Raw genomic sequence first — 21,586 nt, 5'->3', positions numbered from 1 at the left:
CCCCAAGTCAACGGCTTGACGCGCCTTTTCGAGCCCGTTCCACCCGGTCTTCGGACGACCGGCGGGAACCCGGCACGCGTGTGGCCGGTCACGGTTTCAGGCCGCGTTTAAGCCGCGCCGCGAAAGCTGTGCCGCGCGCGCGCCACGGGCTTGATTCCGCGGCGCGCGGCCGCGATCTTGCCCTCCACCCCGCCCCCCTCCGCCTGCCCACGGTCCCGCCTCCATGCCCGCCGAACGCCCTGCCTCCCGCCCCCGGAAAGCCCCGCTCCTGCTCGCCCTGACCGCGGCCGCCACGTTCGGCGGGTTCGCCGCCACCTGGGTGCGCGAAACGCTGGAAACGCCGGCGATCGCCGCATCGGCCACACCGGCGGTCGGGGCGTCCGCGCCGCTGCCGATGGCCGTCGATGGCCAGCCGCTGCCGTCGCTGGCGCCGATGCTGAAGAAGGTCACGCCGGCCGTGGTCAGCGTGCACACCAAGCAGCGGGTGCGGGTGAACACCCCATTCGGCGACGACCCGATGTTCCGCCGCATCTTCGGCATCCCCGAGGAGCGCATCTCCGAATCGCTGGGCTCGGGCGTGATCGTCGACGCCCAGCGCGGGCTGATCCTCACCAACCACCACGTGATCGAGGGCGCGGACGACGTCTCGGTCACGCTCAACGACGGGCGCACGCTGAAGGCCGAGTTCGTCGGCTCCGACCCCGATACCGACGTGGCACTGATGCGCATCCAGGCCAGGGACCTGACCGCGATCCCGCTGGCCGACAGCGGCCGGCTGCAGGTCGGCGATTTCGTGGTCGCGGTGGGCAACCCGTTCGGCGTGGGCCAGACCGTGACCTGGGGCATCGTCTCGGCCACCCAGCGCAGCGGCCTGCCGGGCATGGGCTTCCAGAACTTCATCCAGACCGACGCGTCGATCAACCCGGGCAACTCCGGCGGCGCGCTGGTCGATCTGCATGGCGGGCTGGTCGGCATCAACACCGCCAGCTTCAACCCGCGCGGCAGCATGGCCGGCAACATCGGCCTGGGCTTCGCGATCCCCAGCGACCTCGCGCACCGGGTGATGGAGCAGTTGCTGACCGGCGGCGTGCGCCGCGGCGCGCTGGGCATCGACACCCAGGACGTGGACGCGCGGATCGCGCAGGGCCTGGGCCTGAGCGAGGCCCGCGGCGCCGTGGTCACCCGCGTGTACCCGGGCTCGGCCGCCGCCACCGCCGGCCTGCGCGAGGGCGACGTGATCCTCGCCGCCAACGGCCAGCGCATCGACAACAGCGACGGCCTGCGCAACTTCCAGGGCCTGCAGCCGGTGGACAGCAAGGTGTCGCTGGACGTGCGCCGCAACGGCAAGCCGGTGCAGGTGCAGGCGACGCTGCGCGAGCAGCCGCGCGCGATCCCCGGCGCCAACCTCGATCCGCGCCTGGCCGGCGCCACGTTCGCCGAACTGCCCGAATCGCTGCGCCGCGACGGCGCCACCGGCGTGCTGGTCGACACCGTGGCCGACGGCAGCCGCGCCGCGCGCAACGGCCTGCGCAAGGGCGACGTGATCCAGGGCGCGACCATCGGCGAGTTCGGCGACCTCGCCGGCTTCCGCGCCGGGTTCGCCGAACCGCCGCAGGACCTGGTGCTGATGGTCTGGCGCGGCGGCGCGCAGGGCCGGCTGCTCATGCGATGAGCCCGTTGCGCCGTGCAGCGCGCACGGCGCGCGCTGCCGGCCCCGCGACCGGTTGGCCTGCGGATTCGCCCGCGCCGTAAGCTGTCCGCATGTCCTCGCCCGATCCCGCCGCGCCGACCCCCGCCCCGTCCGTGCCGCCGTCCGCGGACACGGGCGGCACCGCGCCGCTGCCGCCGCGCCCCCGTGCGTCCCGCGCCACGCTGGTGCTGGCGACGCTGGCGGTCGGCTTCACCCTGTGGGCGACGCAGGACCTGCTGCTGCCGATCCTGCTGGCGGCGTTCTTCGCGCTGATCGGCAATCCCATCCTGCGCGGGCTGCGCCGGCTGTACGTGCCGCGCTTCCTCGGCGCCGCCGGCGTGCTGGCCGGCGGGATCGCCGCGGCGGTCCTGCTCGGCAGCCTGCTGGCCGATCCCGCCGGCGACCTGTTCCGCCAGCTGCCGCGCGAGATGCGCCAGCTCGCGCCCAAGCTGCGCGAATTCGCAAAACCGGTGCAGGAGGCGAAGAAGGGCGCGGAGAACATCGCCCGCGTCGCCGGCGGCGAGGACGCCGGGGCGGTCAAGGTGGTCCGCACCGAGGTCAACGACCCGTACCGCGCACTCACCGCCACGCCGCGCATGCTCGCCTCGGTGCTGGCGGTGGTGCTGCTGACCTTCTTCTTCATGGTCTACGGCGGCAGCCTGCAGAAGAAGGTGCTCGGACTGCTGCCCGGCACGCAGCAGAAGCGGCTGACGGTGGAGATCCTCGAATCGATCGAACGCGAGCTTTCGCGCTACGTGCTGACGATCAGCGTCATCAATGCATTGCTGGGCCTGGTGTTCGCCGGCGTGCTGCTCGGCCTCGGCCTGCCGCTGCCGGAAGCGCTGATGTGGGGCACGCTGGCCGGCGTGCTGAACTACGCGCCCTACGTCGGCCCGCTGATCGGCGTGGCGGCGTCGCTGCTGATGGGCTTCGTGCATTTCGACGATCCGCTGCACGCGCTGGCGCCGGCCGGCGTCTACCTGCTGCTGCACGCGATCGAGAGCCAACTGGTCACGCCGATCGTGCTCGGCCGGCGCATGGCGCTGTCGCCGCTGGTGCTGATCCTCGGGCTGATGGTCTTCGGCTGGCTGTGGGGCTTCATCGGCCTGCTGCTGGCAGTGCCGCTGCTGGCCTGCACCAAGCTGGTGCTGGAGCGGGTGGACGGCATGGAGGCCTGGGCGCGGCTGCTGGAATGACCGGCGCCTGCTGGCCGCCGGCGTCTCCGCGCCATGACGGATGTCCCGGGGCGCCCGGCCACCCGCGCGCTACACTGCCGCCGTGAATTTCCGCATCCGCGCCATCACCCTCGACCTGGACGACACGCTGTGGCCGTTCGCGCCGATCGGCGCACGGATCGAGCGCGTGCTCGACGACTGGCTGCGCGTGCACAGCCCGCGCACCGCCGAACGCTTTCCGATCCCGGTCATGCGCGCCCTGCGCGAACGCATCTTCACCGAGCGCACCGACCTCGCCCACGACATGAGCGCGCTGCGCCGCCTGTGCCTGCACACGGCGTTCGTCGAGAGCGGCGAAGACCCGGCGCTGACCGACGCCGCCTACGACGTGTTCTACGCCGAGCGCAACCGCGTCGAGTGCTATCCCGACGCCGTCGACGCGCTCGCCCGACTCGCCGCGCGCGTACCACTGGCGGCGCTGAGCAACGGCAACGCCGATCTCGTCGCGATCGGCCTCGACCACCATTTCGCCTTCCAGCTCGGCTCGCGCGAACACGGCGCGGCGAAGCCGGAGGCGAGCATCTTCCTCGCCGCCTGCGATCGCCTGGGCTGCGCGCCGGACGAGGTGCTGCATGTCGGCGACCACGTCGAGGCGGACGTGCTCGGCGCCGCGCGCGCCGGCCTGCGCACCGCGTGGGTGCATCGCGACGATGCCCGCGACCGCCATCCGCGCTGGCCGCACGACGACATCGCACCGGATTTCGTCGTCCCCGACCTGGCCGCACTCGCCGATCTGATCGAACGCTTGCCGCCGCACGCCGGCGCCATGCCTGTCGCGTCTTCACACGGAATCGCCCCATGACCGCACTGCCCGGACTCGCCCCCGCCGACACCACCGCGCTGCCCCTGCACGCGACCACCGCCGCCAGCTTCGCCGACTGGTGCGCCACGCAATCCCCGGCGCAGCAGGCGTGGCTGCAGGCGCAGGGGTTCACCGGCGCCGCCGGCACGCTCGCGCTGCTGCCCGGCGACGGCGGCCTCGCCGGCGCGGTGCTGGGCGTCGCGGACCTGCACGATCCGTTCGCGTGGTCGCATGCGCCGTTCGCGCTGCCCGCGGGCGACTGGCGCATGGCCGACGCGCTCGACGCCGAGGCGCGCGACGCGCTGCACCTGGGCTGGGCGCTGGGCAGCTACCGCTTCACGCGCTACCGCGACGCGGCCCGCACGCCGGCGCGGCTGGCAGCCGAGGTCGACGCCGACATCGCCGCGCAGATCGCCGCCTGCGTGCGCGTGCGCGATCTCGTCAACACGCCGACCGAGCACCTGGGCCCGGACGAACTCGAAGCCGTCGTGCGCGAGATCGCGCAGGCGCAGGGCGCCGACCTCGACGTGCTCGCCGGCGACGACCTGCTGGCGCACAACTTCCCGGCGATCCACGCCGTCGGCCGCGCCTCGCATCGCGCACCGCGATTGATCGTGCTGCACTGGGGCGCGCAGGACGCGCCGCATCTCGTGCTCGTGGGCAAGGGCGTGTGCTTCGACACCGGCGGCCTCGACATCAAGGCCGCCGCCGGCATGCGCAACATGAAGAAGGACATGGGCGGCGCCGCGCACGCGATCGCGCTGGCCGAACTGATCATGACGCGGAAACTGCCGGTGCGGCTGACGCTGCTGGTGCCCGCGGTGGAGAACGCGATCGGCCCGAACGCGTATCGCCCGGGCGAAGTCATCGCCACGCGCAAGGGCCTCAGCATCGAGATCGACAACACCGACGCCGAAGGCCGCGTGGTGCTCTGCGATGCACTGACCTACGCCGCCGAACAGAGGCCGCAGCTCGTGCTCGATTTCGCCACGCTCACCGGCGCCGCGCGCATCGCGCTCGGCCCGGATCTGCCGGCACTGTTCGCCAACGACGACCGCGTCGCCGACGACTGGCTCGCCGCCGGCCTGCGCACGCGCGACCCGCTGTGGCGCATGCCGCTGCACAAGCCGTACCTGCGCTATCTGAGCAGCGGCATCGCCGATCTCGCCAACGGCAGCAGCAGCGCGATGGGCGGCTGCATCACCGCCGCGCTGTACCTCGACAAGTTCGTGCCCGCCGACCAGCCGTGGGCGCACCTCGACGTCTACAGCTGGAACGACAGCGATCGCCCCGGCCGCCCCGCCGGCGGCGAAGCGCAGGCCCTGCGCGCCTGCTACGCGATGCTGAAGGCGCGTCATGGCTGAGCCACGCCGCCACCGTTTCGCCACTGCCACGCTCGCCTGCGCGCTGCTCGCGCTGGCCGCCTGCGCACGCACGCCGGAACCCGCGCCTGCGGACACGACGCCCGCACCGGTCGCGGCGACGACACCGGCAGCGCCCGCAACCGCCACACCCGCACCGGAACCCGTCGCACAGCACGTCGTGCTGGTGATGGGCGATTCGCTGTCCGCCGGCTACGGCCTCGCCGCGCCGGAAGGCTGGGTGTCGCTCACCGCGCAGAAGATCGCGCAGGAGAAACCCGGCTGGGGCATCGTCAACGCCAGCATCAGCGGCGAGACCACCGCCGGTGGTGCCGCACGCATCGCGGACGAACTCGCACGCAACACGCCCGAGGTCGTCGTGATCGAACTCGGCGCGAACGACGGCCTGCGCGGACTGCCGCTCACCGAAACGCGCACGCACCTCGCCGCGATGATCGACGCCGCACAGGCGACGAAGGCCAAGGTGCTGCTGGTCGGCATGCGCTTGCCGCCGAACTACGGCCCCGACTACACGCAGGGCTTCGAAACGCTGTTCGCCGATCTCGCGAAGCAGAAGAAGACCGCGTTCCTGCCGTTCCTGCTCGAACCGGTCGCCGCCGACGAGACCGCGTTCCAGGCCGATCGCCTGCATCCCGACGCGGGCGCACAGCCAAAGCTGCGCGATCACGTGTGGACCACGCTCTCACCGCTGCTGCAGTGAGCGTGCGCCGTTCGTCGGCGTGACGGACGGATGTGAAAAAAATGTTTGCAAAGCAAAAACGACGGGTGTAACGTGCGCGCCCATCGCAGTACGACTGCGTCGAAAATCCCTTGTTTCGAGCCATTCCGATGACGTCCGCCTTCCGCCTCCATCGCCGTGACGAAGCTTCGCGCCAGCAGCGCGACGGGTTCGCATGCGCGTCGAATGGCATGAAGCCGCGACTGCCGCAGAGCGCCATCCACCACCACGACTGATCCCGTCACGGAGATCGGTCGCCCCGATCTCCGAGGACCGCGAACGCCCTCGGAACCTGTTCCGGGGGCGTTTTTCGTTTCAGCGTCCGCAAAAGAGAGTGCCTGCACACGCGCGCGATGTTTCGCGGCGCGGACGGTTTCGCCCACGCGTTTTTCGTCCACACGTTTCCAGCCAAAGCATTTCCGCAGCATCACAGCGCGAACGCACGGACATCGAGGTCCGCGCGCGGGTCGTCGCTGTCGCGGAAGTCCGCCACGAGGCGCGCAAGCGCTGCACCGCGATGCTCGGTGCGGGCAGCGGCGGGAAACGCATGGACATACGGATTGCCGGTCGACGAGACCGGCAATGCGGTGCATCGATTGAACGGTCTCCAGCGGCGCGGGTTCGCATCCCGCCCGGTGCGCGCGGCACTGCCGTGGCGCATGCCGGAATCGGAAGGCGATGCATCGGCAAGACGACATTGGCTCAACGGGAGAGCGGCGGCGTGAGCCGCAGGTTGCCGGTTCGATTCCGGCATGTCGTTCCTTTGGATAGCTCAATGGTTGAGTACTGGATCGTGATTCCAGCGTTGCGGGTTCGACTCCCGCTCCAAACCATGACCTGACACGTCATGCCACACCGGGACGCAAGTCCCGCACGGAAACGTCCCGCGCGGCGTTTCGCGACACGGCGCAGGACAGCGCGACGTGCCGCGGGCATCGCAGCGACGAACTCGCCGGGCCCCTGCCCGCGACGCAACGCCACCGCAGCCATTCCCGATGCCGGCAATCCATCGCCCGCACCGGAGGACGATGCGATCGCGTCGCGAAGCGCGCATCGGCTTCGCAGCCTCGGCGTCGGGGCGTTTCCACTTTCTCCGCGAGTCCCTCGCACACCTGCCGCGCGGATCGATGCAGCGCGACGGGATCACATCGACCGCATCGAACCACCGGAACCCGAAACAGGAGAAACCCCGATGTTCTGGAAAAAGAGGGTCGTGATCGGCGACGGCGAGCGCGGTCTGGTCCACCGGGACCGCAGGCTCGAACGCGTGCTCGATCCCGGCGTGTACACGTTCCGCGACCCGCTCGGCCGACGGTCGATCACGGTGCACGACGTCGCGAAGCCGGAATATGCCGGCCACGACGTCGACACCCTGGTCGACGCGCTGGGCGACAGGCTCGGCGAGCACTTCGTGCTCGGCGACATCGGCACCGACGAGGTCGGTCTGGTGTCGAAGAACGGCAGGCTGGAAGACGTGCTGCTCCCCGGCACGCGCAAGCTTTACTGGCGCGGACCGGTGCGCGTCGCGATCGAACGCATCGCGCTCGAGGATGGGCTGGACGTCCGCACCGACATCGCCCGCCGCCTGCGCCAGCTCGGCGCGCTCGGCAGGATCGCCGCGGTCGCCGACGTGCCGACCGAGTCCGTCGGCCTAGTCTTCGTCGACGGCCGCTTCGTGCGCATGCTCGATCCCGGCAGCCACGCCTTCTGGAATATCCGGAAGAACGTGACGATCGAGATCGTCGACCTGCGCATGCAGGCCATCGAGGTCTCCGGCCAGGAGTTGCTGACCCGCGACAAGGTCTCGCTCCGCGTGAACCTCGCGGCGAGCGTGCGCGTGACCGACCCGGTCGCCTCGCGCACGCGGGTCGCGAAGTTCAGCGACCAGGTCTATCGCGAACTGCAGTACGGCCTGCGCCGCGCGGTCTCCGCGCGGACGCTGGACGAACTGCTCGGCGACAAGGCGTCGCTCGACGCGGACATCCTCGCCGACGTGCGCGGCAGGGTCGACGCGTTCGGCGTGGAGGTGATCGGCGTCGGCATCAAGGACGTGATCCTGCCCGGCGAGATGCGCGAGATCCTCAACGCGGTGGTGCAGGCGGAGAAGGCGGCGCAGGCCAACGTCATCCGCCGGCGCGAGGAGGCGAACGCCACGCGCTCGCTGCTCAACACCGCGAAGCTGATCGACGAGAGCCCGGTGCTGATGCGCCTCAAGGAACTGGAGGCGCTGGAGAAGATCACGGAAAAGATCGACAAGCTGACCGTGTTCGGCGGCCTGGACGGCGTGCTGAAGCAGTTGGTGAACATCAAGCCGTGACACCTGCGGCCGGAAGGAACCGGCCGCAGCCCTGGAACAGAAGAGAAGCATCATGCGTGACGACATGTACAAGGTGATCGTGGAGCGTCCCCGGGGTGGCGGCGGCTTTCGTGACAAGCACCCCGCACCCCACGACCTCGAAACGTCTCCGCGGCAGGAAGGCCTGAAACGGCGGCACCGGGGCGGCACCAAATGGCTCAACGAGCACCTGCGTCCGCTGGAACGTTATCTGGCGTCGCAGGTCGGACGACCGTGGGACAAGGTCTATTCCGAGATCTGCGCAGGCATCGATCGCCGCAACACCGTGCAACAGCACATCCACGAACACCTCGACGATTTCGTTGCACGCAAGGTGGTGGACGTCGATGGCACCCTTTGCTGCAACGGCCGCTGGCACGGGCTGCATCCGATCGGCGAATCATACGGTCCGCGGTTCTATGTCGACCCGCGTACCGGCCTGTTGCGCCTCAACGAACGGAGGATGCAGTCGCGCAGGAAGGATCACGAGCGCCGTCGGCAGGCTGCGGGGCTGCGCAGGGGTGGCGCGCGCGAGGGCATGCGCGTGATCGATGCGCAATGGCAGCTGCACAGGATCGATGGCGTCTGGTATCGGGTGGAAGTCGCGTACATCCCGGAGGCCGACACCGATGACATTCCGATCGATGCGCTGCGCAGGCTGCCCGTGGACCAGTGTCCGCGTGACATCCCGCGCAAAGGCATGCCGGACAACGCCTCGCTTTTCGGCAACGCGGGATTGTATGCCGTCCGCAAGCGCCAGCTCGGCACCCGCGAACTGCGACACTTCCGCCTGCACAACGACGACACCTGACCTGGAGTCCGCGCGTCCATCAGGGACACACACGGAGCAACGACATGAACACTTCGAACTTCGAATTCCTGCATGCCGAAGGCACGCCGACCCCGATCAAGGGCTGGGTGCGCGGCGTGCCGCTGGACGATGGCGCGCATCGCCAGCTGCAGAACATCGCGCGGGTGCCCTACGTCGGGCCGTGGGTCGCGGTGATGCCCGACGTGCATCTCGGGAAGGGCGCGACCGTCGGCTCGGTGATCCCGACCCGCGGCGCGATCATCCCCGCCGCGGTCGGCGTCGACATCGGCTGCGGCATGGCCGCCGTGCGCACCACGCTGCGGGCGAGCGACCTGCCGGACTCGCTGGCGCACCTGCGCGCATCGATCGAGCGTGGTGTGCCCGTCGGCAACGGCAACGGCGGCGAGCACCGGCGATTGCCGGACAGCATCGAAACCCGGATCGGGCAATCCGGACTATGGCCGCGACTGGAGGCGATCAAGGCGAAGCACCGGCGCATCCGCGTCGACAAGTTCGACCGGCAGCTCGGCACGCTCGGCGGCGGCAACCACTTCATCGAACTCTGTCTCGACGAAGCGGGCGCGGTCTGGGTGATGCTGCACTCGGGTTCGCGCGGGACCGGCAACCTGATCGGCACCTACTTCATCGAGCGCGCACGCGAGCGGCTGGCGACGCGCACGCTCGGCTTCCACCTGCCCGATCGCGACCTGGCCTTCTTCCTCGAAGGCGAGCCGCTGTTCGACGACTACGTGGAGGCGGTGTCGTGGGCGCAGGACTACGCGCGCTTGAATCGTGAAGCGATGATGGCGCGCGTGCTCGACGAGCTGCGGCGCAAGCTGCCGCGATTCCAGCTGGAGAAGCTGGCGGTCAACTGCCACCACAACTACGTGCAGCGCGAGGAGCACCATGGCGAATCGCTGCTGATCACCCGCAAGGGCGCGGTCAGCGCTCGCGAAGGCGAGCTGGGCATCATCCCGGGCAGCATGGGCGCGAAGAGCTACATCGTGCGCGGCAAGGGCAACCCGGACAGCTTCTGCAGTTGCAGCCACGGCGCCGGCCGCACGATGAGCCGTTCGGAAGCGAAGCAGACCATCACGCTGAAACAGCACCGCGAGGCCACCGCGCACGTCGAATGTCGCAAGGATGCCGGCGTGATCGACGAATCACCGGCCGCCTACAAGGACATCGACGCAGTGATGGCGGCGCAGGCGGACCTCGTCGAGGTCGTGCACACGCTGCGGCAGGTGCTCTGCGTGAAGGGGTGAGGGATCGCGAGCATGCGCGGCACTGCCGCGCAGCGATCCCGAACGCCCGCACAAGGATGTGCGGGCCGGGCGTTCCGAAGCCCGCGCCGTGTCGCCACGGATGGCACGGCAATCCCAATAGAAGCGACAACCGCGCGGCACTGCCGCGCAGCGATCCCGAACGCCCGCACAGGGATGTGCGGGCCGGGCGCCCCGAAGCCTGTGCCGTGCCGCCATGGATGGCAACGCGGCACCAACCAGCGTGGAAGACCGTGCGGCACTGCTACACAGCGATCTTGAACGCCCGCACAAGGATGTGCAGGCACCCACCCCCCCGATCAGCCCTCGCCTTCCTGCTGCTGCAGCGCCCACATCTGCGCGTACTGGCCACCGCGGGCCAACAATTCGGCATGCCGGCCGCGTTCGACGATGCGCCCCTGGTCCATCACCAGGATCTCGTCGGCATTCATCACCGTCGACAGGCGGTGCGCGATGACGATCGTCGTGCGGCCCTGCGCGATGCGGTCGAGCTCCGCCTGGATCGCCTTCTCCGACTTCGAATCAAGCGCGGAAGTCGCTTCGTCGAAGATCAGGACCGCGGGATTCTTCAGCAGCGCGCGCGCGATCGCGACCCGTTGCTTTTCGCCACCGGAAAGCTTGAGCCCGCGCTCGCCCACTTCCGTTTCGTAGCCATCCGGAAAACCGAGGATGCGGTCGTGGATGTGCGCGGCCTTCGCCGCGGCCTCGACCTCCTCGCGCGTGGCATCCGGACGTCCGTACAGGATGTTGTAGTAGATGCTGTCGTTGAACAGCACGGTGTCCTGCGGGACGATCGCGATGGCGCCACGCACCGACGATTGCCGGCAGTCGCGCAGGTCACGCAGCACGCCGTCGACGTCCTCGATCGCGATGCGCCCGGCGTCGACGTCGTAGAAGCGGTACAGCAGCCGTGCCAGCGTCGACTTGCCCGAGCCGGAATGGCCGACCACGGCGACGGTGCCACCCGGCGGCACCTCGAAATCGACGTCGTGCAGGATCTCGCGCCGCGGGTCGTAGCCGAAGCGCACGTGTTCGAAGCGCACCCGCGGCCGCGCCACGCGCAGCGGCACCGCATCGTCGCGATCACGCACGTCGAGGCTTTCGTCGAGCAGGCCGAACAGGCGTTCCAGGTTGGTGAACGCCTGCTTCACCTCGCGATACATCATGCCCAGCAGGTTGAGCGGCGCCGACAATTGCAGCAGCACGGTGTTGACGAAGACGAGGTCGCCCACGGTCATCCTGCCATCTACCACGCCGCCGGCGGCGCGCCACATCATCGCGGTGACACCCAGCGAGACGATGGTGGCCTGGCCGAGGTTGAGCAGGCCCAGCGTCTTGCGGCTGAGGACCTGCGCTTCCTCGCGGTACTGCAGGCTGGCGTCGTAGCGCCGCGCTTCGTGCTCCTCGTTGTTGAAATACTTGACGGTCTCGTAGTTCAGCAGCGAATCGACGGCGCGTTCGTTGGCGCGGGTGTCGGCCTCCACCGCGGCGCGGTAGTAGCGCGTGCGCCATTCGGTCACGGCGAAGGTGAAGGCCGCGTAGGCGACCAGCGTGATCATCACGATCACCGCGAAGCCGGCGTCGTACATCCACACCAGCACGCCGGTGACCAGCGCGATCTCGAACAGCGTCGGCAGGATGGTGTAGATCATCCAGTCGAGCAGGTCGGAGATCGCGGTGCCTCCGCGCTCGACGTCACGGGTCACGCCACCGGTGCGCCGCGCGAGGTGGAACCGCAGCGACAGCGCATGCAGGTGCCGGAACACCTGCAGCGTGAGCCGTCGCGACACCCGCGCCATCACCCGCGCGAACACGATCTGGCGCACTTCGGTGAACAGCGTGGTGCCCACGCGCGACGCACCGTAGGCGAGCAGCAGCGCCACCGGCAGCACCAGCGCGGCGTGGGTGACGTTGACGTCGAGCGCGTCGACCAGCCGCTTCAGCACCGCGGGGATCGCGAGGCCGGCCAGTTTGCCGGCAACGACGAGCGCCAGCGCGAACAGGATGCGTCCGAGGAACGGCCGCAGGTACGGCACGAGTTCGCGCAGGATCTGCCATTCGCCGCGGGTGCCGCTGGCGCGATCGACGACGAGCGGGGCGCCGTCCGGCGCGGCGGGCGGGGAAGCGGGGGGCGTGGTCATCCGGGCATGATGAGGGCGCAGGCGTCCGAATCAAACCCGCGTCGCGCATCCGGCACGATGCTTTTGCCGTCCGCGGACGCGCATGCTTCACTGTCCGCATGGCCGTGTACGTCGACAACGCAGTGTTCCGCTGGCGCGGCCGGCGCTGGGCGCACCTGCTGGCCGACGAGGTCGACGAATTGCATGCCTTCGCCGCACGCCTGGGCCTGGCCCGCGCGCGCTTCCAGGACCGGCGCAGCGGCGCGCATTACGACATCGACAGCGCACTGCGCGAACGCGCGCTGGCACTGGGCGCGATCCCGGTCTCGCGTACTGCCGACCGGGCGCGGATGCGGGCGATCATCGCCAACGCCCGGCGACAATGGAGCGGCCACGCAACCGCAGCCGCGGCGGCCGCCTCCATGACATCGCACACACCGGATCCCGAGGAGACCCCATGAATGCGTTCGACCTGACCCCGCCGACCATCGACCAGCGCGCGACGTTGGCCCAGGGCCTCTCGCCCGAGGAACGCCGCGTGCTGCTCTCGCACGGCACCGAGGCGCCGTTCTGCGGCGTGTTCCTCGACAACAAGCGCGAAGGCGTCTACGTCTGCCGCTTCTGCGGGCTGCCGCTGTTCCGCTCCAGCGCGAAGTTCGACTCCGGCACTGGCTGGCCCAGCTTCTTCGCGCCGTACGACGAACGCCACGTCGGCCGCATCCGCGACACCAGCCACGGCATGGTGCGCACCGAGATCGTCTGCGCGCGCTGCCGCAGCCATCTCGGCCACGTCTTCCCCGACGGCCCGCCGCCGACCGGCGAACGCCACTGCCTGAACTCGGTGTCGCTGGGGTTCGTCGACGCCGGCACGCCGCTGCCCGACCCGCTCGGCCGCGGCGAGGGCCGGCCCGCGGACTGAACGCCCGGCACGATGGCGTATCCTGTGCGGCTTCCACCATCCCGCACTGCCGCCATGACCGACACGCTTCCCGACCGCCTCTCCAACGACCCGAGCAGCCCGCACTACGACGCCGCCCTGCTCGACCGCGGCATCGGCATCCGCTTCAACGGCGTGGAGCGCACGAACGTCGAGGAATACTGCGTCAGCGAGGGCTGGGTCCGCGTGATCGCCGGCAAGGCGCTCGACCGCCGCGGCCAGCCGATGACGATGAAGCTCAAGGGCACGGTCGAGCCGTATTTCCGCGAAGCGGAGTGACCGATCGCGGCGCCTGCGCGCCGCGATCCTTCAGGGTTTCGCCGTCGCGCCGCCGAGATGGCGCGACAGGAACGCGAGCAGGCGCACGTAGAACTCGCGGCGGTGTTCTTCGGTGTAGAAGCCGTGGCCTTCGTGCGGGTAGTAGAGGGTCTCCACTGGCACCCCGGCCTGCCTCAGCGCTTTCTCCATGCGCTCACTGTGTTCGATAGGGGCGCGCTTGTCCTCGCCGCCAGCCGCCAGGAACACCGGCACCTTGATCCGCTTCGCGAGGTTGATCGGCGACACGGCATCGAGCGTGTCGCGCGGGCCGATCCATTGGTTGGCCCAAAGGAGGTTGCCGCCACCATCGTTCGCTGCGTCGCGATGCAGCTTCACCAGATCGTAGACGCCGACGTAACCGACCGCGCAGCGATACAGATCGGGCTCGGTGGCCACGCCCATGAGGGACGCGTAGCCACCGTAGCTGGCGCCGTACAGGCAGATGCGATCGGGCGCAGCGATCTTCTGCGCGATCGCCCAGCGCGTGGCGTCGACGAGGTCCTGCTGCATCTTCCCGCCCCACTCGCGGGCACCGGCATGCAGGAACGCGCGGCCGTATCCGCCCGATCCGCGATAGTTGATGCGCAACACCGCGTAGCCGGCTTCGGCCAGCAGTTGCGTGTCGTCGTCGAACCACCAGGTGTCCTGGATGTCGAACGGACCGCCGTGCGGCATCACCACCATCGGCAGCGGCTTCGCCGGGTCGGCGCCGCGCGGCCGGGTGAGGTAGCCGTGCAGCGACAGGCCATCGCGCGCGGTGACGACCACTTCCTCCGTGGCCGGCTGGCGTTCGGGATCGAACCACTTGCGCCGGCTCATCACCGGATCGACTTTCTTCGCCACCGTGTCGTAGAGATAGAAGTCACCGGGATTGCGATCACTGAACACCGAGAACAGCAAAAGATGCCCGTCGTCGGTGGCGGAGGTCAGCGACACGGTGTTGCCGGGGAAGGCCTTCTCCATCTGGCGGTAGTACTTCGCGACTGCGCTCTTGTCGTCGAAGAACCGCGTGCGGCTGCCGCTGCCGTGCAGGTACAGCGCCCCGACCGGCGTCGTGCCGTCGGGCGACAAGAGGACCTCATGGGGATCGCCCGTCTCGTCACGCAGCAGTTCGGTGCGGGTGCCGGTGGCGATGTCCATGCCGACGAGGGCATCCGGCCCGGCAGTGCGTTGCACCCGGAGATAGGCGGTCCTGTCGTCGGCGGAAAACCCGATCGCGCGTTCGACGACATGGCTGCTGGCCTCGTCGGCGACGAGGCGCCATTCGCCCTTGTCGGCGTCGCGATAGAACAGCTTGCCGACGTTGTCCTTGTCGCTACCCAGCGCGAAGCGCACCCGTCCCTGATGATCGGTCACGAAGCTGGCGTTGCGCACCGGCGCGGACGAGACCGGCCCGCGGTTGCCGGTGTAGACGTTCATGCGCTCAACCGAGGTCTCGACGTTGGCGCCGTACGGAAACACCGTGACCAGCACGTTGTCGGGGTCGTCGCGCAGGGTGTCGAGCATGAACGCGACGGTGTATTCGGTGGGGCCGGTGAGCCGCTTCGCGCGCTTGCCGTCCGCGTCCACGCCGACCAGCTCGCCGGTCGCGACCGGTGTGTCGGCGCGGCCGTAGCGGCGGCCCATCGCAGCGATCACGCGGTGGTCGTTGACCCACCAGAAGTCGGTGACGACGGTGTCCTTCTCGCCGGCGATCTTGGCGGTCGGCTGGCCGCTGGCCCGGTCGATGATCACCAGGATGACCCGGTCCTCCAGCGGCACGGTCGCGGCGTAATGGTCGCCGCCGGGCGAGATCTGCAGCTCCGCGTAGCTGTCTCTACGCACGTAGCGCATGACGTCGACCGACGTGACGGGGCCTGCCGGCTCCGCGGCGACCACGGCCGGCAGGGCCGCGGCCAGCAGGGCCATGATCAGGGCGAACGCGCGGCGCGCGGAACACGAGGACATGAACGGCATCGGCAGCGCTCCCCCGGCATCAAACGATGCCGGCAGGATAACGCCGCAGGCGGCGTTCAGTCCTCGTCCGGCAGCAGCGCGCGCCCCATCTGGGCGACGGTCGGCGCCTCGAAGAAGGCCTTGAGCGGCAGATCGAGGCCGAGCGTGTCGCGGATCGCGGACATCAGCCGCATCGCCATCAGCGAGTGGCCGCCGAGATCGAAGAAATTGTCGTGCACGCCGACGCGTTCGACGCCGATGATCTCGGCCCAGATGTCGGCCAGCACTTCCTCGATCGGCGTGCTCGGCGCCACGTAGGCGCGGGCGAGCGCGGCCGTCGCGCCCTGCGGCGCCGGCAGCGCGCGGCGATCGAGCTTGGCGTTGGATGTCAGCGGCCAGGCGTCCATGCGCACGTAGGCGGTCGGCACCATGTAGTCCGGCAGCAGCGCCTGCAGCGCGGTGCGCAGCGCTTCGGGTGCGATCTGCCCGGCGCCGTCGTCGAGGTAGTACGCGACGAGCTGCTTCTCGCCCGGCACGTCCTCGCGCGCCAGCACCACGGCTTCCTTCACGCCCGGCTGCGCGGCGAGCTTGGCCTCGATATCGCCCAGTTCGATGCGGTAGCCGCGCACCTTCACCTGGAAATCGTTGCGGCCGAGATGCTCGATGACGCCGTCCGCACGCCAGCGCGCGAGGTCGCCGCTGCGGTACAGGCGATCGCCCGGCACGAACGGGCTGTCGACGAAGCGGTCGGCGGTGAGTTCCGGCCTGTGCAGGTAGCCTGCGGCGACGCCGACGCCGCCGATGCACAGTTCGCCGGCCACACCGGTGGGCACCGGCTGCAGCCAGCGATCGAGCACGTACACGCGCTCGTTCGCGAACGGGCGGCCGATCGGCACCGTGTCGGCGTCCTGCAGCGACGGCGGACACACGTGATACGTGCTGATCGCGGTGGTTTCGGTCGGGCCGTAGATGTTGATGAAGCGGCGTCCGTGGTTCCAGCGCCTGAGCAGCGCGGGCGGCACGGTTTCGCCGCCACAGGTCAGCGTGTGCAGCGAGGCCAGCGTCGCGCTGGCGGGCATCGAGGCCAGCACCACCGGCGGGATCAGCGCGTGGGTGATGCCGCGCTTCGCAACCAGCGCCTCGAGCGTGTCGCCGAGCAGCGTCTCGCCGGGTTCGGCCAGGTGCAGCGAACCGCCGGCACCGAAGGCCATCACCCACTCCAGCACGAAGGCGTCGAAGCCGAACGACGCGAACTGCAGCACACGCGTGTCCGGCCCGAGGCCGAACGGTTCGCGCAGCGCATGCATCAACCCGGTGACACCGCCGTGGCGCGCCATCACGCCCTTGGGCACGCCGGTGGAACCGGAGGTGTAGATGACGTACGGCGTGTCGTCGGGACCGAGCCCGACCTCCACCGCGTCGGGATTCGTCGCGGGTGCGTCGGCCCACGGTGCCGACGCGGCGTCGATGCGATACGCCGGCGGCGGCGCATCGACCTGCGCGCAGGCAGCGTCGAGCACCGCGCGACTCGGGCCGTCGACCAGCACCAGCGCGGGACACGCGTCGGCCAGCATCGCGGCGATGCGCTGCTCCGGATACGCCGGATCCATCGGCACGTAGGCGCCGCCGGATTTCATGACGCCCAGCACGACGGCGATCGCGTCCACCGAACGTTGCAGGCAGATCGCGACCCGCGTGCCGCGACCGACGCCCTGCACGCGCAGCCAGTGCGCGATGCGGTTGGCGGCGGCGTTGAGCGTGGCGTAGTCGAGCGCAGCGTCGCCGCAGGTCACCGCGATCGCCTGCGGGGTCGCGGCGGCGTGCGCTTCGAAGTGCGCGTGCAGCGGGCGCCACGGGCCGAAGTCGCGCTCGGTGGCGTTCCAGTCGACCACCAGGCGGCGGTATTCCGCATCGCCGAGCAGCGGCAGCCGGCTCGCCGTCTGCGCGACGTCTGCGACCATGCCGCGCAGCACCGACAGCAGATAGCCGGCGTGGCGCGCGATCGTCGCCTCGTCGAACAACGCGGTCGCGTATTCGATCACGCCGGCGATGGCATCGCCCTGTTCGATCAGGCTGAGGTTGAGGTCGAACTTCGCCGTCGCCATCGACGGATCCAGCATCTCGGCCGACAGACCTTCGAAGCGGAGGTTCCAGTCGGTATCGTTGTGCCAGGCGAACGCCACCTGGAACACCGGCGTGTAGGCGAGGCTGCGCGCCGGATTGACCTGCTCCACCACCTGCTCGAACGGCAATTCGCCATGTTCCTGCGCCGCCAGCACCACCGCCTTCGTGCGCGCCAGCAGCGTTTCGACGGTCGGATCATCGTCCAGCCCGAAGCGCAGCGCGAGCGTGTTCACGAAGAAGCCGATCTGGTCCTGCACCTCGCGCCGGCCGCGGTTGGCCACCGGCGAACCGATGACGAGGTCGGTCTGTCCCGACAGTCGCGACAGCACCACCGTCCATGCGGCGAGCAGGATCATGTACAGCGTCGCGCCGTGGCGCGCACCGAGCGCGCGCAGCTGCGCGGTGAGCGCGGCGTCGATCGTCAGCGCGTGGTGGGCACCGCTGAAGTCCTGCTCGGCGGGGCGGCGGCGGTCGGTCGGCAATTCCAGCAGGGGCGGCGCACCCGCGAGGGTGTCGCGCCAGTACGCGGCCTCGCGGACGAGGCGCTCGCCCGACAACCGCTGTTCCAGCCACACCGCGTAGTCGGCGTACTGCACCGGCAGCGGCGGCAACGGATCGGCTTCGCCGCGACGGCGTGCCGAATACAGCGTCTCCAGTTCGCGCGCCAGCACCGCCAGCGACCAGCCGTCGCAGATGATGTGGTGCATCACGATCGCCAACAGGTGGCGGTCCGCGCCCAATCGGATCAGGCGGGCGCGCAGCAGCGGGCCGCGGGCGAGATCGAAGGGTTCCGCCAACGACGCGACCAGCAGGGCATCGGCGGCCGCCTGCGCGTCATCCGTGGCGAGGGCGGACAGATCGTCTTCGTCCAGCGGGAACGACGGCGCGGCATGGATGCGCTGGCAGACCGCGCCTTCCACGGATTCAAACGTCGTGCGCAGGCTCTCTTGGCGCTCGACCACGCGCGCCAGCGCCCACGCGAGCGCGTCGCGATCGAGCTCGCCACGCAGTTCGACCGTCACCGGCACGTTGTAGACGGCGGAAGCGCCGCCGACCTGCGCCAGGAACCACAGCCGCCGCTGCGGCGGCGAGGCGGGAAAGACGCGGCCATCGCGCGGCTGGCGCGGCATCGCCTGCGCCTGGCGACGCAGCGCACGCAGTTGCTCGGGCGTGAGACGGCTCAGCGCGTCTTTGGGATCCATGGGATCTGCTCCTGTACATCGACGGCAACGACAACGGCCGACGCGCCGCCGACAGGACGGGCGCGGTGCGGCCGCGCCGGATGATCGCACACTTCATTCGCACGCCCGGACCCGGCCCCCGCAACGCAGACGGGCCGGCAAGGCCGGCCCGTCGCGTCGCAATCGATGGAGAAAAGCAGAGGGAATGCTTACCAGCGACCCGGGGGATCGGCGGCGAAACCGTTCGGGAACGCCTGCGGGCGATCACGATGGCGGCGGTCCTCGTAGCGGTAGCGCGGCATGACGCCCAGCGCCACGAGATTCGGCACGTCGTCGTAGCGAAGCTGGGCGACCTGCGCCGGTGTGCGCGAAGCGCGGACGAAGTCGGTGCGGCTGACCGGCGACCATTCGCGTTCACCGTGGCCGGTGCCGATGCTCTGGGCGACGCCGTTGCCGTAAGCCGAATCCGCGGCGGCCTCTGACGCGCGACGCGAGGCCGAGGGCGCGCCGGCGGGCGCGGACTTGGCGGCGTCGCGACCACGACCGTATTCGCGATCCTCGCGGGCGATCGGCGCGGGCTCGTAGTACGGCTGCGGCTGCACGCGCTCGCGGAACACCGCCACGCCGATCACGCCGACGTTGTCGGGCCGGCCGGTGCGCGCGGCGTAGCTGTCGGGCAGGTCGGTGAAGTAGAACTGGGCGACGTCCTGGTACGACTTGCGCCAGCCGGTGATCTCGGTGGTCTGCCACGGGCCCAGCACGTAGCCGGTCTGGCCGGCGGCGGCAGTCTCGCCGCTGATGGCGTTCACGCCGTCGACCGACAGCACGACCAGCACGCGCTCGCCGGTGGTGTTGGTCAGGCGCACGCTGTAGCGGTGGCCGGGGACGCCGGGGATCCAGTCCTGGCCGCGGTGGCGGTATTCGGGGAGCCATTCGCCGGTGTCGCGATCGACGACGTCGACGTCGACCAGCGGCTGCGCGGACAGCGAGGTGCAGGCGCTGACGGCGGCGAGGGCGGTGAGGAGGAGGGCGGTCGGGCGCAGCATGGGAAGGCTCCAGAGAGGGACATGTCCGGCATGGACGCCCGTGATGAACGCACCGTCGCGGTGAACGGGGTTTGATGACGTGCGGAGGACGGGGCGGGCGCGTTCAGCCGCGGGTAAACTGGCAGGCCGCTTCCCGCCGTGCCCCCGCCTCCCCATGTCCGCCATCCGCATCCTCACCGGCATCACCACCTCCGGTACGCCGCACCTGGGCAACTACGTCGGCGCGATCCGCCCGACCGTGGCCGCCAGCCGCACGCCGGGCACGCAGAATTTCTACTTCCTGGCCGACCTGCACGCGCTGATCAAGGTGCAGGACCCGGCGAAGGTGCAGCGTTCGACGCTGGAGATCGCCGCCAGCTGGCTGGCCTGCGGGCTGGAGCCGGACAACGACCGCGTGTGGTTCTACCGCCAGAGCGACATCCACGAGATCCCGGAGCTGACCTGGTTCCTGACCTGCGTCGCCGGCAAGGGCATCCTCAATCGCGCGCATGCCTACAAGGCCGCGGTCGATCGCAACACGGCCGAGTCGCAGGACGCGGACTTCGGCATCACCGCCGGCCTGTTCATGTACCCGGTGCTGATGGCGGCCGACATCCTGGTGTTCAACGCGCACAAGGTGCCGGTGGGCCGCGACCAGATCCAGCACATCGAGATGGCGCGCGACTTCGCGCAGCGCTTCAACCATCTCTACGGCGACCACTTCGTGCTGCCGGAAGCCGCGATCGAGGAACACGTCGCCACCCTGCCCGGCCTCGACGGCCGCAAGATGTCGAAGAGCTACGACAACACCATCCCGCTGTTCGCGCCGCGCGAGCAGCTGAAGAAGCTGATCCTGTCGATCGTCACCGACTCGCGCGCGCCCGGCGAGCCCAAGGACACCGAAGGTTCGGCACTGTTCCAGCTGTACCAGGCCTTCGCCAGCGCCGACGAGACCGCGGCGATGCGCGCGGCCTTCGCCGACGGCATCGGCTGGGGCGACGCGAAGCAGCGGCTGTTCGAGCGCATCGACCGCGAGATCGCTCCGCTGCGCGAGCGCTACGAGGCGCTGATGGCGAAGCCGGCCGACATCGAGGCACAGCTGCGCGACGGCGCCCGCACCGCGCGCGAACGCCTCGGCACGCCGTTCATGCAGCAGCTGCGCGAGGCAGTGGGCCTGCGCGACCTGTCGGCGATGCCGGCCGCCGCGGAATCCGTGAAGGAAAAGGCCGCGGCCGTGCCGGTGCTCAAGCAGTACCGCGAGCAGGACGGCCGCTTCCACTTCAAGCTCGCCGACGGCGATGCCGTGCTGCTGCAAAGCATCGGTTTCGACAATCCGAAGGACGCCGGCGCCTGGGTCGCACGGCTCAAGGGCGAAGGTGCCGCCGCGCTGGACGCGGTCGCGGACGTGGTCGAACCCTTGCCGGCGGACGCCCGTGGCGCCATCGGCGAGGCGCTGGACGCTCTGAAGCACGCCGAGGACGCGCGCCAGCAGGCCAAGGCGCGCTGACGCCGGCCGATCCGCATCACACCGGATCCGGGCATCGATCACTGAATTCGTTGACATTCCGTTACGCCGGCATTACAAAGCCGACCGGGAATGCGACGCGGGCCGTCGATGTCCGCGTGCTGGCGGACGCGATCCGACACCGCCAGCGGCGTGAAGCCAGGGCATTCCCGTCATCGAAAGACG

General features: G+C 69.9%; 16 protein-coding genes, 2 tRNA genes and 1 pseudogene. 14 read left to right on the top strand and 5 right to left on the bottom strand.

Annotation, left to right across the window (positions count from 1 at the left end):
• The first annotated feature begins 223 nt into the window (after window positions 1-223).
• From ACT53R_RS13810 to ACT53R_RS13790, 5 genes are all read left to right on the top strand, one after another.
• Window positions 224-1,672: a trypsin-like peptidase domain-containing protein gene (locus ACT53R_RS13810; RefSeq protein WP_476172469.1), complete on the top strand. Its 1,449-nt coding sequence runs from the start codon at window positions 224-226 to the stop codon at window positions 1,670-1,672.
• An 89-nt stretch (window positions 1,673-1,761) separates the two neighbouring features.
• Entirely contained in the window at window positions 1,762-2,886 is a 1,125-nt protein-coding gene (locus ACT53R_RS13805; RefSeq protein ID WP_476172468.1) for an AI-2E family transporter, read from the top strand.
• A gap of 82 nt (window positions 2,887-2,968) precedes the next feature.
• Window positions 2,969-3,727 (top strand): HAD family hydrolase, encoded by a 759-nt coding sequence (locus tag ACT53R_RS13800; protein WP_476172467.1) that lies wholly within the window; start codon window positions 2,969-2,971, stop codon window positions 3,725-3,727.
• The gene (locus tag ACT53R_RS13795; protein ID WP_476172466.1) at window positions 3,724-5,091 is read left to right on the top strand and encodes a leucyl aminopeptidase family protein; all 1,368 of its coding nucleotides are present in this window, start codon (window positions 3,724-3,726) and stop codon (window positions 5,089-5,091) included. The genes ACT53R_RS13800 and ACT53R_RS13795 overlap by 4 nt, the downstream gene beginning before the upstream one ends.
• Window positions 5,084-5,809, top strand: coding sequence for an arylesterase (locus ACT53R_RS13790; RefSeq protein ID WP_476172465.1), 726 nt, complete (start codon window positions 5,084-5,086; stop codon window positions 5,807-5,809). Before ACT53R_RS13795 ends, ACT53R_RS13790 begins: the two co-directional genes overlap by 8 nt.
• 445 nt (window positions 5,810-6,254) lie before the next feature.
• Here ACT53R_RS13790 and ACT53R_RS13785 read toward each other — a convergent pair whose 3' ends face one another.
• The gene (locus tag ACT53R_RS13785; protein ID WP_476172464.1) at window positions 6,255-6,488 is read right to left on the bottom strand and encodes a hypothetical protein; all 234 of its coding nucleotides are present in this window, start codon (window positions 6,486-6,488) and stop codon (window positions 6,255-6,257) included.
• A gap of 30 nt (window positions 6,489-6,518) precedes the next feature.
• Here ACT53R_RS13785 and ACT53R_RS13780 point away from each other — a divergent pair.
• The 5 genes from ACT53R_RS13780 (at window position 6,519) to ACT53R_RS13760 (ending at window position 10,238) form a co-directional block, all read left to right on the top strand.
• Window positions 6,519-6,587 (top strand) — tRNA-OTHER (locus ACT53R_RS13780).
• 3 nt (window positions 6,588-6,590) lie between these two features.
• Window positions 6,591-6,660, top strand: a tRNA-His gene (locus ACT53R_RS13775).
• A gap of 359 nt (window positions 6,661-7,019) precedes the next feature.
• A complete protein-coding gene (locus tag ACT53R_RS13770) occupies window positions 7,020-8,144 on the top strand; it encodes a slipin family protein (RefSeq protein WP_476172463.1) in 1,125 nt (374 codons plus the stop codon).
• A 52-nt stretch (window positions 8,145-8,196) separates the two neighbouring features.
• A complete protein-coding gene (locus tag ACT53R_RS13765) occupies window positions 8,197-8,973 on the top strand; it encodes a hypothetical protein (RefSeq protein WP_476172462.1) in 777 nt (258 codons plus the stop codon).
• Between the two features lie 44 nt (window positions 8,974-9,017).
• Window positions 9,018-10,238 (top strand): RtcB family protein, encoded by a 1,221-nt coding sequence (locus tag ACT53R_RS13760; protein ID WP_476172461.1) that lies wholly within the window; start codon window positions 9,018-9,020, stop codon window positions 10,236-10,238.
• Window positions 10,239-10,555: 317 nt separating this feature from the next.
• On the opposite strand, the gene ACT53R_RS13755 is transcribed toward ACT53R_RS13760, so the two are convergent.
• Complete coding sequence (locus tag ACT53R_RS13755) at window positions 10,556-12,397, bottom strand: ABCB family ABC transporter ATP-binding protein/permease (protein WP_476172460.1); 1,842 nt, start codon at window positions 12,395-12,397, stop codon at window positions 10,556-10,558.
• A gap of 98 nt (window positions 12,398-12,495) precedes the next feature.
• Between ACT53R_RS13755 and ACT53R_RS13750 the strand changes: the two are divergent.
• The 3 genes and pseudogenes from ACT53R_RS13750 to ACT53R_RS13740 all read left to right on the top strand — a co-directional run.
• A pseudogene (locus tag ACT53R_RS13750) lies at window positions 12,496-12,768 on the top strand (DUF4031 domain-containing protein); the annotation flags it as partial.
• A gap of 65 nt (window positions 12,769-12,833) precedes the next feature.
• Entirely contained in the window at window positions 12,834-13,295 is a 462-nt protein-coding gene (gene msrB, locus ACT53R_RS13745) for a peptide-methionine (R)-S-oxide reductase MsrB (RefSeq protein ID WP_476172459.1), read from the top strand.
• A 54-nt stretch (window positions 13,296-13,349) separates the two neighbouring features.
• Window positions 13,350-13,592, top strand: a complete 243-nt coding sequence (locus ACT53R_RS13740; RefSeq protein WP_476172458.1) for a DUF3297 family protein — start codon at window positions 13,350-13,352, stop codon at window positions 13,590-13,592.
• A gap of 30 nt (window positions 13,593-13,622) precedes the next feature.
• Here ACT53R_RS13740 and ACT53R_RS13735 read toward each other — a convergent pair whose 3' ends face one another.
• The 3 genes from ACT53R_RS13735 to ACT53R_RS13725 form a co-directional block, all read right to left on the bottom strand.
• On the bottom strand, window positions 13,623-15,578 hold the full coding sequence (locus ACT53R_RS13735) for a prolyl oligopeptidase family serine peptidase (RefSeq protein WP_476172457.1): 1,956 nt from the start codon (window positions 15,576-15,578) through the stop codon (window positions 13,623-13,625).
• Between the two features lie 65 nt (window positions 15,579-15,643).
• Window positions 15,644-18,892, bottom strand: coding sequence for a non-ribosomal peptide synthetase (locus ACT53R_RS13730; RefSeq protein WP_476172456.1), 3,249 nt, complete (start codon window positions 18,890-18,892; stop codon window positions 15,644-15,646).
• Window positions 18,893-19,080: 188 nt separating this feature from the next.
• Entirely contained in the window at window positions 19,081-19,917 is an 837-nt protein-coding gene (locus tag ACT53R_RS13725; protein WP_476172455.1) for a hypothetical protein, read from the bottom strand.
• Between the two features lie 154 nt (window positions 19,918-20,071).
• On the opposite strand from ACT53R_RS13725, the gene ACT53R_RS13720 reads away from it, so the two are divergent.
• On the top strand, window positions 20,072-21,403 hold the full coding sequence (locus ACT53R_RS13720; protein ID WP_476172454.1) for a tryptophan--tRNA ligase: 1,332 nt from the start codon (window positions 20,072-20,074) through the stop codon (window positions 21,401-21,403).
• The last annotated feature ends 183 nt before the right edge of the window (window positions 21,404-21,586 follow it).

This window comes from Lysobacter sp. DMC104, from assembly GCF_056313665.1.
The sequence above is the reverse complement of the archived record's forward strand: the minus strand, read 5'-3'. Positions and strand labels throughout refer to the sequence as shown.

Coding starts and splice junctions, on each gene's coding strand:
- ACT53R_RS13765 (WP_476172462.1), top strand. CDS start 8,197: ATGCGTGACGACATGTACAAGGTGATCGTGGAGCGTCCCCGGGGTGGC.
- ACT53R_RS13760 (WP_476172461.1), top strand. CDS start 9,018: ATGAACACTTCGAACTTCGAATTCCTGCATGCCGAAGGCACGCCGACC.
- ACT53R_RS13805 (WP_476172468.1), top strand. CDS start 1,762: ATGTCCTCGCCCGATCCCGCCGCGCCGACCCCCGCCCCGTCCGTGCCG.
- ACT53R_RS13720 (WP_476172454.1), top strand. CDS start 20,072: ATGTCCGCCATCCGCATCCTCACCGGCATCACCACCTCCGGTACGCCG.
- ACT53R_RS13770 (WP_476172463.1), top strand. CDS start 7,020: ATGTTCTGGAAAAAGAGGGTCGTGATCGGCGACGGCGAGCGCGGTCTG.
- ACT53R_RS13790 (WP_476172465.1), top strand. CDS start 5,084: ATGGCTGAGCCACGCCGCCACCGTTTCGCCACTGCCACGCTCGCCTGC.
- ACT53R_RS13795 (WP_476172466.1), top strand. CDS start 3,724: ATGACCGCACTGCCCGGACTCGCCCCCGCCGACACCACCGCGCTGCCC.
- msrB (WP_476172459.1), top strand. CDS start 12,834: ATGAATGCGTTCGACCTGACCCCGCCGACCATCGACCAGCGCGCGACG.
- ACT53R_RS13755 (WP_476172460.1), bottom strand. CDS start 12,397: ATGACCACGCCCCCCGCTTCCCCGCCCGCCGCGCCGGACGGCGCCCCG.
- ACT53R_RS13730 (WP_476172456.1), bottom strand. CDS start 18,892: ATGGATCCCAAAGACGCGCTGAGCCGTCTCACGCCCGAGCAACTGCGT.
- ACT53R_RS13810 (WP_476172469.1), top strand. CDS start 224: ATGCCCGCCGAACGCCCTGCCTCCCGCCCCCGGAAAGCCCCGCTCCTG.
- ACT53R_RS13735 (WP_476172457.1), bottom strand. CDS start 15,578: ATGTCCTCGTGTTCCGCGCGCCGCGCGTTCGCCCTGATCATGGCCCTG.
- ACT53R_RS13740 (WP_476172458.1), top strand. CDS start 13,350: ATGACCGACACGCTTCCCGACCGCCTCTCCAACGACCCGAGCAGCCCG.
- ACT53R_RS13785 (WP_476172464.1), bottom strand. CDS start 6,488: ATGCGCCACGGCAGTGCCGCGCGCACCGGGCGGGATGCGAACCCGCGC.
- ACT53R_RS13725 (WP_476172455.1), bottom strand. CDS start 19,917: ATGCTGCGCCCGACCGCCCTCCTCCTCACCGCCCTCGCCGCCGTCAGC.